The following is a 12345-nucleotide window of genomic DNA, read 5'->3' as shown; positions in this document are numbered from 1 at the left end:
TTTCAACGCGGCCGCTGCTTTTTCGTCGCGCCCGGTATCGCCGCTTCGATTACCTTTTTCATGACGCTCGGCAGCGCTTCCCCGGAAATTTCATGGGCCAGCGACCAGAAATGCCCGACCGGGGCGGCACTGTCGGTCTCCGCCTTGAACACGTCGAGTTCAAGCGCAAAATGGGTGAAGATATGGCCGATGCGTCCGGCCTGCCGCCAGTTGCCGGGGAGCGGGGCCGCCGCTTCCGTGGTGGCGCCGTCGATGCGCGCCGTCCAGCCGGTCGTCGGCACCTCAGTCATGCCGCCGAGCAGGCCTTTGTCCGCGCGCTTGCGCAGAAGGATGGCGCCGTCGCCCCTGACGGCAACGAAGGCGGCACCGCGGCGTAAGGGTCTTTCGGCCTTGGGCAGGCGGACCGGAAAGCGTTCGGGGTCGCCCGAGATCGTGGCGCTGCAGTCCTCGCGAACGGGGCACAGCATGCAGCGGGGCCGGCGCGGCGTGCAGATCGTCGCGCCCAGGTCCATCATCGCCTGCGCGAAGTCGCCGGGCCTTGTCGGGGGAACCATGCGTTCGACCTGGCCGCGTATCTCGCCCTTGGCTTCGCCCAGCGGCGTGGCGATCGAAAACAGCCGTGAGACGACCCGTTCGACATTGCCGTCGACGACCGCGGCTGGTCGGTCGAAGGCGATCGCTGCGATCGCCGCCGCCGTATAGGCGCCGATGCCGGGCAGTTCCTTCAAGCCGGACTCGCTGTCCGGAAAGCGGCCGCCTTGCCGCGCGACGAGATCGGCACAGGCTTTGAGGTTACGGGCGCGGGAATAATAGCCGAGCCCGGCCCAGGCCTTCATGACGTCTTCGGTCGGTGCCGCCGCCAGCGCCTGGACCGTTGGCCATTTCTCTGCGAACGCCCGGAAATAGGATTTTACCGCCTCGACCGTGGTTTGCTGCAGCATCACCTCGGAAAGCCAGACCAGATAGGGATCGGGTCGCGCCCCGCCCGCCAGCGCGCGCGGCGAAACGCGCCAGGGCAGGTCGCGGTGATGCGCGTCGTACCAGCCAAGCAGCCGGGAGGCGATCTCGACATTGTCTCCGGATACGGCCTTGCGGGTCTGGTCGTGCAGTGCCATTGATCGTGGGTCGGCCCTAATCCATTGGTGCTGAAGCTGGAGAACGCACATGGCAGGGAAAAGGCCCTTCGGCAATCCCGTTCCGGTGAGCGATCTCGCAACCGAGATCCTCGACCCAGTGCTGCGCAAGCGGGCCGGTATGTCGGTCGGACTGGTCCAGTCATGGGAAGAAATTGCCGGGCCGCGACTTGCCGGCCGCTCGCGCCCGGAAAAGATCCAGTGGCCGCGCCGCATGCACGAGGACGATCCTTTCGAACCGGCGGTGCTGGTGATTGCCTGCGAGGGTGTGGCGGCGCTGCATCTGCAGCACGAGACCGGCGAGATCATCAACCGGGTCAATGCCTTCCTCGGTTTCAATGCGATCGGTCGGATCAGGATCGTGCAGAAGCCGGTAATGGCGGGCAAGGACAAGCCGAAACCCAGTTTGCGGCCGCTGACTGCGGCCGAGAAAGCGAAGCTGTCGGGCACCGTTGGTTTGATCGAGGACGGCGGGCTGCGCGCCTCGCTGGAGCGGCTTGGCGCCACCATTCTCGGTCAAAAGAAACCGTGATCTCGCGCTATCGTGATGGTATGCCCGGATTTGGCGATTGGAATAGGGGCGGTAATGCCTTAATTCGCGCCAACTCTCGCTTTTTGTAGACTTTGCATTGCAAAATCCAACTATTGCCAGGTGATTCGTATGATCCGTTCCTTGTCCCGCAGAAACCTTTTGACTTCGCTGGCCGCAATACCAGCGGTGGCGCTGCTTGCCGCCTGCAGCGACTCGGGCGAGAAAGCCGAGGCGCAGGATGTGAAGCCTGCGGCTCCGGAACCTGCGAAGCCGGCCGCTCCGGCCGCCGCGGCGGCGCCGGAGGCTCAGGGCACGGTCGACATGGCCGCACTGCTGAAGCCCGGCGCATTGCCCGACATGCAGCTCGGCAAGGACGATGCAAAGGTCACTATCGTCGAATATGCATCGATGACCTGCCCGCATTGCGCGCATTTCGCCGAGACCACTTTTCCGGAGCTGAAGACGAAATATATCGACACCGGCAAGGCCCGTTACATACTGCGCGAGTTTCCGTTCGATCCCAGCGCCGAGGCCGGTTTCATGCTGGCGCGCTGCTCCAAGGACAACTATTTCCCGATGGTCGACGTGCTGTTCAGGCAGCAGGCGAACTGGGTTGGTGTGAACAATACCAAGGACGCACTGCTGCAAATCGCCAAGCTTGCCGGTTTTACACAGGAGTCCTTCGAGGCCTGCTTGACGGACCAGAAACTTCTGGACGATGTGAGATCCGTCCAGAAGCGCGGCGCCGACGAATTCAAGGTCGATTCCACACCGACCTTTTTCATCAACGGAAAGACCTACAAAGGGGCGATGTCGATTGCGGAAATGTCGGCCATCATCGACCCTCTGCTCTGACGTTTCGGCAGCGCCGAAGCGGCGTAGCTTCGGCGTGCGCACTTCTTTGTCTTGCCGCGGGTTCTCCTTGCAAAACCGCGGCACAGTTTTGCGAAACTTGGCTATGGGCCGGCGCGAATGAAGTTCTCGCGCCTTCGCCTCCTCGGCTTCAAATCCTTCGTCGAACCCGGCGAGTTCGTCATCGAACGCGGTCTGACCGGCATCGTCGGGCCGAACGGCTGCGGCAAGTCGAACCTGGTCGAGGCGCTGCGCTGGGTCATGGGCGAAAGCTCCTACAAGAATATGCGTGCGTCCGGCATGGACGACGTCATCTTTTCCGGCTCGGGAACGCGTCCGGCCCGCAACACCGCCGAAGTCACGCTGTTCCTCGACAATAGCGACCGCACCGCGCCGTCCGCCTTCAACGACGCCGACGAATTGCAGGTCTCGCGCCGCATCGAGCGCGAGGCCGGCTCGCTCTACCGCATCAACGGCAAGGAGGCTCGCGCCAAGGACGTTCAGCTGCTGTTCGCTGACCAGTCGACCGGCGCCCGCTCGCCCTCGATGGTCGGCCAGGGCCGCATCGGCGAGCTGATCCAGGCAAAGCCGCAGGCGCGCCGCGCGCTGCTGGAGGAGGCGGCCGGCATTTCCGGCTTGCACACACGGCGCCACGAAGCCGAGCTGCGGCTGAAGGCGGCGGAACAGAACCTCGAAAGGCTGGACGACGTCGTCGGCGAGCTGGAGGGTCAGATCGAAAGCCTGAAACGCCAGGCCCGCCAGGCCTCGCGCTTCAAGAACCTGTCGGCCGACATCCGCAAGGCCGAAGCGACGCTGCTGCATCTGCGCTGGACGCTGGCCAAGACGCAGGAAGGCGAAGCGCGTTCGGCGCTGGCGATTGCCACCGCGCTGGTCGGCGACCGTGCCGCCGCCCAGATGGCTGCCGCCAGGGAACAAGGCATCAACGCCCACCGGCTGCCGGACCTGCGCGATGCGGAAGCCGCTGCCGCCGCCGCCTTCCAGCGTCTATCGATCGCCAAGGCGCAGATCGAGGAAGAGGCAGGCCGCATCCGCGCCCGCCAGGCTGAGCTCGACCGCCGACTGCAACAGCTCGATGGCGACCTTGCCCGCGAGGAGCGCATGGTCCGCGACAATGCGGATATCCTCGAACGCCTCGCCGCCGAAGAAGCCGCGCTCAACGCCGAAAACGCCGGCGCCGCCGAGCGCGAGGCCAGCACCCGCGCGGCTTTCGAGCAGGCGGCATCGACGCTTGCCTCGAGCGAGGCCAGGCTCGCCGCGCTGACCGCCGAACGGGCGGAGGCTGCCGCCTCGCGCAACCAGATCGAACGGACGCTGCGCGACACCGCTGAGCGCCGCGACCGCTTTGCCCGCCAGCTTGCCGATGTCGACCGCGAACTGTCGGAGATCGTCTCCAGGGTCGCCGGCCTGCCCGATCCCGCCGAGAAGCGGCTGCTGGTCGATCAGGCGCTGACGCTGCTCGAAGAGGCTGAGGCAGCCGCCATTGCCGCCGAACAGGCGGTCGCCGAGGCGCGTGCAGGCGAAAATGCTGCCCGCCCACCGGTTCAGGACGCAAAGGCCGAGCTGGCGCGGATCGAAACCGAGGCCCGCACGCTGGCCAAGATCCTCAACGCCGCCAGCGGCGATCTATTTCCCTCGGTGCTGGAGCAGATCAGCGTCGAGCGCGGCTACGAGACGGCGCTGGGTGCCGCGCTTGGCGAAGATCTCGACGTGCCGCTCGACCGCAGTGCGCCGGTGCATTGGGGCCAGAGCGAAATCCAGCCTGCCGACGCCGCATTGCCCGAAGGCATAAGGAGCCTCGCCAGCGTTGTGCGTGCGCCGGCACAGCTGGCCCGCAGGCTGGCCCAGATCGGCATTGTCGAAGCCGCCGACGGAAGACGGCTGCAGACGCTGCTTGCTCCCGGTCAACGGCTGGTCAGCCGCGAAGGCGCGCTCTGGCGTTGGGACGGCTTCACCGCCAGCGCCGATGCCCCGACCGCCGCCGCGCAGCGGCTGGCGCAGAAAAACCGGCTGGCCGAGCTCGATGCCGAAGCAGTCCATGCCACGCGCACCCTGCGCGAAGCTGAACAAGCCCTTGCCCAGGCCGAACAGGCGCTTGCCCAGGCGAGCGAGGCCGAACGCAACGCCCGACAGGCCGGGCGCGACGCCCAGCACGGGCTCGACGCTGCCCGCAATACGCTGGCCGAGGCCGAAAAAGCCGGCGGCGAGCTGTCGAGCCGGCGTGCAGCACTTGACGAGGCGCGCGCACGCATTGTCGACAGCCATGAGGAAACGGCGGCGGCATTCGTCGAGGCGGAAATGCTGCTGCAGGACGCGCCCGATCTCGGCGATCTGCAATTGCAGCTCGAGCAGTCGGCCGCCAACGTCGCCCGCGACCGCGCCGCCCTTGCCGATGCGCGTGCCGTTCACGAGGGCCTGAGGCGGGAAGCCGAGGCACGTGCGCGCCGGCTCGACGCCATCGGCGTTGAACGGCGCAACTGGGTCGAGCGCGCCGAAAACGCCTCGACGCAGATCGCGGCGCTCAGCGAACGCAAAGCAGAGGCCGAGGCCGAGCGCGAGCAACTGGCCGACGCCCCCCACGAGATCGACGCCAAGCGGCGTGCCTTGCTGTCGCAGCTCGCCGAGGCCGAAAGCCTGCGCAAGGCAGCGGGCGACCGCTTGCAGGAAGCGGAGAACCGGCAGTCCGAGCTGGACAAGGCTGCGACTGCTGCCATCCAGTCGCTGGCCGAGGCGCGCGAATCCCGCGTTCGCGCCGAAGAGCGGCTGACCGCCGCCGACGAGCGTCGGCTAGAAGTCGAGGCGCGCATCCAGGAAACGCTGAACACGCCGCCGCATCTGGTGATCCGCCACACCGGCCTCGAACCCGACAGCCCGATGCCCGAAATGGCCGAGATCGAGCGTCAGCTCGACCGGCTGAAGGTCGAACGCGAACGGCTCGGTGCCGTCAATCTGCGCGCCGAGGAAGAGCAGAAGGAACTGTCGGACCGGCTGGAGACCATCGTCTCCGAGCGCGACGACATCATCGAGGCGATCCGGAAGCTGCGGCAGGCGATCCATAGCCTGAACCGTGAAGGCCGCGAGCGGCTGCTCGCCGCCTTCGAGGTGGTCAACGGCCATTTTCAACGGCTGTTTTCGCACCTGTTCGGCGGCGGCACCGCCGAGCTGCAATTGATCGAGTCCGACGATCCGCTCGAAGCAGGGCTTGAGATCCTGGCGCGACCGCCCGGTAAGAAGCCGCAGACGATGACGCTGCTGTCCGGCGGCGAGCAGGCATTGACCGCGATGTCGCTGATCTTCGCCGTGTTCCTGACCAACCCGGCGCCGATCTGCGTGCTCGACGAAGTCGACGCGCCGCTCGACGACCACAATGTCGAGCGTTTCTGCAATCTGATGGACGAAATGGCCGCAACCACCGAAACGCGCTTCGTCATCATCACACACAACCCGATCACCATGGCGCGCATGGACCGGCTGTTTGGGGTGACCATGGCCGAGCAAGGCGTCAGCCAACTGGTGTCGGTTGACCTGCAGGCGGCCGAAGCCATGCGCGAGGCAAGCTGACGCATCAGCTTAATGGTAGTCTCCACCTCGGCTTTCGACTATAGCACGACAAAATGGGCCGGATCTGCCGCTCCAGATACCGGCCCGGCTATGCGCGTGGAGAAGCTTGTTGCCTATACTTGTCACCGGAGCCGCGGGGTTCATTGGCAGCCACGTTTGCCACCATCTGCTCGACCGGGGAGAAGCGGTCGTCGGCGTCGACAACATGAACGACTATTACGACCTGGCGCTCAAAAAGGGGCGGCTTGCCCGCCTTCTGCCCCATAAGGATTTTTCGTTCCACCAGATCGATATTGCCGAACAGGGCGCGCTTGCAGCCGCTTTGGCCGGGCAAGGGATCGTTAGGATCGTGCACCTTGCCGCGCAGGCGGGCGTGCGCCACTCACTCGACAATCCGCGGCTCTATATCCGCTCCAATGTCATGGGCCACCTCGAAGTGCTCGAATGCTGTCGCGCCGAACCGGCATTCGAGCATCTGGTCTATGCCTCGTCGAGTTCGGTGTATGGCGGCAACCGCAGCGTGCCGTTCAGCGAAGCCGATCAGGTCGACAAGCCCGTTTCGCTTTACGCTGCCACCAAGAAAACCGATGAGTTGATGAGCCACACCTACGCCCATCTGTTCGGCATACCGCAGACCGGCCTGCGGTTTTTCACGGTCTACGGTCCCTGGGGCCGTCCCGACATGGCCTATTGGATGTTCACCCAGGCGATGCTCGAGGGCAAGCCGATCCGGGTCTTCAACAATGGCGAAATGTGGCGCGATTTCACCTACATAGACGATGTTGTGAAGGCGGTTGTCGCCGTGCTCGACAAGCCGCCGGCGGCTGACGTTCCGCCGAACAGGCTCTACAATGTCGGCAACAACCGGCCGGTGCGGCTGGGCGACTTCATCGACATTCTGGAAAGGCTGCTCGAGGTCAAGGCAATCCGCCACAACGAGCCGATGCAGGCGAGCGACGTCGAGAAGACTTACGCCGACATGACCGCGCTGGAGCGGAATTTCGGCTTCAGGCCTAGCGTTTCGATAGAGGACGGGCTGAAGAAGTTTGTTGACTGGTACCGGCCGTACTCGAAGCAGTGATTTGCATCGCTCGCCGTGACGCCTTCAAGCGTGACACCTTGGAGTGGGGCGCAAGTCGGTCCGCAAAAGCACCATTTTGTCCTAACATCCTGTTAACCACATGCTTGCTGAAAAGTATCCGATTAACCTTTGAGGCGCTTATGACCGCTATGTTTCGTGGCTTGCTGTTCAGTATGAGCTGTGTGGATGTGCGGATTCGGGGGCTATTTCGGTTCAGTCCGGGATGCGGAAGCTTTGCTTGCGCGCATGACGTCTGCGATCGCCCATCGCGGGCCGGATGAACAAGGGAAATTCGTAGCGCCCGAGGCTGGGCTTGGGCATGCGAGGCTGTCGGTGATTGGAATTGGTGATGGCCAGCAGCCGATGTCCGACGAAACCGGCAATTTGACGATTGCGTTCAACGGCGAGATCTTCAACTACGTGGAATTGCGCGAAGGGCTGCTGGCCAAGGGCCGACGCTTCCGCACGTCGAGCGATACCGAAGTTCTCCTGCAGCTGTATGACGAGATGGGCGAAGACTGCCTGTCGCTCCTGAACGGTGATTTCGCCTTCGCGATTTGGGATAACCGGCGGCGGCGGATGGTGCTTGCAAGAGACCGCATGGGTGTTCGGCCGCTGTTCTACACCAGCAAGGACGGGGTGCTCTACTTTGCGTCGGAGATAAAGGCCCTCCTGAAGGTACCCGGCGTCTCGGCCGAAATCGATCCGATTGCACTCGACCAGATCTTTACGCTGTGGGCGCCGATCGCTCCACGCACGGCTTTCCGCAACATCCACGAGCTGGAGCCGGCAAGCGTGATGATCGCGACACAGGGGCAAGTCACGGTCAAACCATATTGGCACCTAGACTACCCGTATCCGGATACGCCATCGAAGATCACCAATGAGGACGACGCGGCCGAGGAACTGCAGGCCCTTTTGACCGACGCGGTGAGGCTTCGCATGCGCGCCGACGTGCCGGTCGGTTCCTACCTTTCGGGCGGGCTCGATTCATCCCTCGTTTCGGCACTCGCGGCCGGCATGACTCCTCTTAAGCTGCAGACATTTTCCGTGACGTTCGACAGCGCCGAGCATGACGAAAGCGCCTTCCAGACCGAAATGGCGTCAGCACTTGGCACGCGCCATCGAACCATTGCGTGTCGTGCCGGCGATATCGCCGGTGTGTTTCCCGAAGTCATCCGCTTTACCGAGCGGCCGATCATCCGCACCGCCCCGGCCCCCCTCTATCAATTGTCTGGCCTCGTTCGCCAGGCCGGTTTGAAAGTGGTGCTGACAGGCGAAGGCGCCGACGAGGTCTTTGCCGGTTATGATGTCTTCAAGGAAGCGCGGGTTCGCCGTTTCTGCGCGCGACAGCCGGCATCGCGCATCAGGCCACAACTGTTCCGCAAGCTTTATCCCTATCTGCCGGGCCTGCAACAGCAGTCCGTGGAGTACCTGGCTGCGTTCTTCGGAACCGGCAGCGCTGCCCTGGACGATCCGCTGTTCTCGCATCGGCCGCGTTTCAAGACCACATCAGCGGCGAAGATGTTCTTTTCCGGTGACCTGCGCGCGACATTGAAGGGGTATGACGCAGCCGAGGACCTAGCCAGCCGGTTGCCTGAGGCATTTTCCCGGTGGCATCCGCTGCATCAGGCGCAATATCTCGAAACCCGCTTTCTCTTGCCGGGCTACATCCTCTCCAGCCAGGGCGATCGCATGGCCATGGCGCACGGTATCGAAGGGCGATTCCCCTTCCTTGACCATCGCTTGGTAGAGTTTGCGGCCAGACTTCCGCCGGAGATGAAGCTGAAGGGACTGGTGGAAAAACACATATTGCGCCAAGCTGCCAAGCACCTGCTTCCGACGGCCATCCGCGAGCGCACCAAACAGCCTTACCGGGCACCGGAAGCCCGCTCCTTCGTTGGAGCGGGAGAACTGGACTACGTACGCGACTCACTGAGCGAAGCGAGCATCGCCGCCGGCGGACTATTCAACGCCAACGCGGTGGCGAACCTGCACGAGAAATGCCGCTTGCAGCCAGCGTCCGGATTCCGCGACAATGCGGCTTTCGTCGGCATTTTGTCGACGCAACTGTGGCAGAAGATTTTCACTGGCGAAAAGGTCGGTGCAGCACGAGCGGCCTGAGAAATCGAGGGAATGAAAAATCATGGTAGCAATCAAGGACAAGGTCAAAACCTTTATCGTCGACAACTTCCTGTTCGGGGACACGTCCTACGAGCTTGCAGACTCCGTATCACTGATCGAGAACGGCATCATCGACTCGACGGCCGTGTTGGAGCTCGTGGCATTCATAGAGGATGATTTCGGCATAGCGATGGTCGATGCCGACATCGTACCGGCCAATCTGGATTCGATTGACCGCATCTCAGCCTTCATCAAGGCAAAGGCAGAAGCGCTGGCAGCGTAGGCGCCATCGGCGAGGAGCGTCCGTGCGGATCGAACATTTTCTGACGGCGAAGGCCGCTGCCCATCCAGCCAAAACGGCATTGATCACCGAGCACAAAAGACTGTGCTACGAAGAGCTGGACGATCTCTCTAGCCGCCTGGCCGCCGCCCTTTTCATGAATGGCGTCAGGCGCGACGACCGGGTGATGATCTTCATGGACAATTGCTGGGAGGCTGCGGTTTCGATTTTCGCAGTTCTTAAAGCAGGCGCGACTTTCAGTCCGATCAACGCATCCACCAAGGCCGAAAAGCTGGCCTACATCATCGCCGATTGCGATGCCGCTGCGATCCTCACGCAAGCAAAACTGATGCCCGTGGTCGCCGAGGCGTCCGGATCCTCCGGCAAGACGTCCTCCGGCAAGACCGGCATCTTCGTGGCCTCCACCGTTGCTGCCGATAACCAATGCCCGGCAGGGGCCACATCCCTGGCGGATTGCTTGACGCTCCAAGCCAGGGAAATTGACCACCGCGGCATTGACGTGGATCTTGCTATGTTGATCTACACCTCGGGCTCGACCGGCCGGCCCAAGGGCGTGATGATGACGCACCGCAATTGCGACGCGGCGGCCGACTCCATCACCAACTACCTGCGCAACTCGCCCGACGACATCATCTTGAATGTTCTGCCCCTCGCTTTCGATTACGGCCTCTATCAATTGCTGATGACCGTCAGGCTCGGCGCCACGCTCGTGCTCGAGAAGTCCTTCGCTTTTCCCCAGGCGGTCTTTGAACGCATCCGCCAGGAAGGCGTCACCGGGCTTCCGCTCGTGCCCACGATGGCAGCGATGATCCTGCAGATGCGTGATCTGGCGCCGGGCTTCCTGCCCAGCCTTCGCTATATTTCCAACACGGCGGCTGCCTTGCCGCCGGCTCACATAGAACGCTTGCGGTTCCTTTTTCCCGGTGTCAGGCTCTATTCGATGTATGGCCTGACGGAATGCAAGCGCTGCACCTATCTGCCGCCCGAGGAGCTCGACCGCCGGCCGGGGTCGGTCGGAATAGCCATTCCAAACACCGAAGCTTTTATCGTCGACGACCACGGGCAACGAGTGCCGCCGGGCATAGCAGGTGAATTGGTCATTCGCGGGCCGCACGTCATGCAGGGTTATTGGCGAAACGAAGCTGCGACGGAACAAACCCTGCGCCCAGGCCCGAACCCTTGGGAGAAGGTTCTCTACACCGGCGATCTGTTCAGGGCCGATGAGGACGGCTTTCTCTATTTCGTCGGCCGCAAGGACGACATCATAAAGACACGGGGAGAGAAGGTGGCGCCCAAGGAAGTGGAAGCCGTGCTTTACGCTCATCCGGGCATCGCGGAAGCGGTTGTCTTCGGCGTGCCGGATCCTGTGCTTGGGCATGCGATCGGCGCATTTGTCGTACGGTCCGACCCAGCGCTTGGCGAAAAAGATGTCGTTCGTCACTGTGCACGTCATCTTGAGGACTTCATGGTGCCCAAGGTCATCGAGTTTCGCCGCGAGCTGCCCAAGACGGATACCGGCAAGGTCAGCCGTCGGCTTGCGGCAGAGATGATGGAGGCCGCGCAATGAATCTTCGCCCGACCGAGGACGCGCCGACCTTTGTGGCGAAGGCTCTGGCGATCGACCCGGCCGCTGAAACGGACCGTATCGTAACAGCCTTGCGCCAGCAGTTGCGCGGGCTTCGCAAGCGGGGCCTTGTGCTCGGTCTTTCGGGCGGGATCGATTCGAGCGTGTCGGTCGCGTTGGCCGCACGTGCCGTCGGTCCGCGGAATGTGCTTTGCCTGTTCATGCCGGAAAGCGATTCTGATCCCGAAAGCCTGCGGCTCGGCCGGCTCGTCGCCGAAACTTTTGGTGTCGAGGCTGTGACGGAAGATATCGGGCCGGCCTTGCGCGCAATGGGCTGCTACCAGCGCCGCGACGCCTTCATCCGCGAATTGGTCCCGGAATACGGCGAAGGCTGGGCTTCTAAGATCGTGATCGCGAACGCTCTTGAGGGCGGGGGCTACAATATCTCGTCCCTGGTGGTGCAGGACCCGGAAGGCAAGCAGACGAAACTGAGAATGCCGCTGCCTGTCTATCTCGGCGTCGTCGCCGCTACCAATATGAAGCAGCGCACCCGCAAGCAGATTGAATACTATCACGCCGATCGCTTGAACTTCGCCGTCCTTGGAACGCCGAACCGGCTGGAATACGATCAGGGTTTCTTCGTGAAGAACGGTGACGGCGCCGCGGACGTCAAGCCGATCGCCCATCTCTATAAAACGCAGGTCTATGCGCTTGCGGCCCATCTCGGTGTTCCGGAAGAAATCCGGAACCGGCCGCCGACCACCGATACCTACTCGCTGGCGCAGACCCAGGAGGAGTTTTACTTCTCGCTTCCCTATGACCGTATGGATCTTTGCCTTTACGGTCTCAACAACGGCATGGCGGCCGAAGTGGTGGGGCAGGCGGCGGGGTTGGCCGCCTCACAAGTGGAACGCGTCTGGGCCGATATCATCGCCAAGCGCAAGGCGACGCGTTATCTGCACCAGCCTCCGCAACTCGTCGAGGAAGTCGAAGAACTCGGTACCTGACCTGCTTCAAGACCGGCCACGTCCCAAAAAGCGCCTTAGGGTCAAAACTCAATCAGCAGGCTGCCGCCAATGGCCGAGATGGGCGGAAGGACTAAGCCGCTCGCGCGGCAATGGCGCTTGTGGCAGGCGGTGCGCCTGCTGATCGACCGTGGTTCTTTGTGACTGGGGTTCC

Annotated in this window: 9 protein-coding genes; 8 read left to right on the top strand and 1 reads right to left on the bottom strand. The window is 63.0% G+C overall.

Features of this window, described 5'->3' with window-relative positions; all coding sequences use genetic code 11:
• Window positions 1-2 precede the first annotated feature (2 nt).
• Entirely contained in the window at window positions 3-1115 is a 1113-nt protein-coding gene (gene mutY, locus NKK47_RS24870; protein ID WP_352578595.1) for an A/G-specific adenine glycosylase, read from the bottom strand.
• Between the two features lie 49 nt (window positions 1116-1164).
• On the opposite strand from mutY, the gene NKK47_RS24865 reads away from it, so the two are divergent.
• From NKK47_RS24865 to nadE, 8 genes are all read left to right on the top strand, one after another.
• The gene (locus NKK47_RS24865) at window positions 1165-1665 is read left to right on the top strand and encodes a DUF721 domain-containing protein (protein ID WP_352578594.1); all 501 of its coding nucleotides are present in this window, start codon (window positions 1165-1167) and stop codon (window positions 1663-1665) included.
• 129 nt (window positions 1666-1794) lie between these two features.
• A complete protein-coding gene (locus tag NKK47_RS24860; protein WP_023674158.1) occupies window positions 1795-2520 on the top strand; it encodes a DsbA family protein in 726 nt (241 codons plus the stop codon).
• 117 nt (window positions 2521-2637) lie between these two features.
• The gene (gene smc, locus NKK47_RS24855) at window positions 2638-6096 is read left to right on the top strand and encodes a chromosome segregation protein SMC (RefSeq protein WP_352578593.1); all 3459 of its coding nucleotides are present in this window, start codon (window positions 2638-2640) and stop codon (window positions 6094-6096) included.
• A gap of 109 nt (window positions 6097-6205) precedes the next feature.
• Window positions 6206-7177, top strand: a complete 972-nt coding sequence (locus NKK47_RS24850) for an NAD-dependent epimerase/dehydratase family protein (protein ID WP_352578592.1) — start codon at window positions 6206-6208, stop codon at window positions 7175-7177.
• Between the two features lie 186 nt (window positions 7178-7363).
• Window positions 7364-9301, top strand: coding sequence for an asparagine synthase (glutamine-hydrolyzing) (gene asnB, locus NKK47_RS24845; protein ID WP_352578591.1), 1938 nt, complete (start codon window positions 7364-7366; stop codon window positions 9299-9301).
• Between the two features lie 19 nt (window positions 9302-9320).
• A complete protein-coding gene (locus tag NKK47_RS24840) occupies window positions 9321-9584 on the top strand; it encodes an acyl carrier protein (RefSeq protein WP_352449958.1) in 264 nt (87 codons plus the stop codon).
• A 22-nt stretch (window positions 9585-9606) separates the two neighbouring features.
• Entirely contained in the window at window positions 9607-11169 is a 1563-nt protein-coding gene (locus tag NKK47_RS24835; RefSeq protein WP_352578590.1) for a class I adenylate-forming enzyme family protein, read from the top strand.
• Complete coding sequence (gene nadE, locus NKK47_RS24830) at window positions 11166-12173, top strand: NAD(+) synthase (protein ID WP_352578589.1); 1008 nt, start codon at window positions 11166-11168, stop codon at window positions 12171-12173. The genes NKK47_RS24835 and nadE overlap by 4 nt, the downstream gene beginning before the upstream one ends.
• Window positions 12174-12345 lie beyond the last annotated feature (172 nt).

The sequence above is a fragment of the Mesorhizobium sp. M0019 genome, from assembly GCF_040323975.1.
Taxonomy (GTDB): domain Bacteria; phylum Pseudomonadota; class Alphaproteobacteria; order Rhizobiales; family Rhizobiaceae; genus Mesorhizobium.
This window is presented reverse-complemented; position numbering and strand designations above follow the sequence as displayed.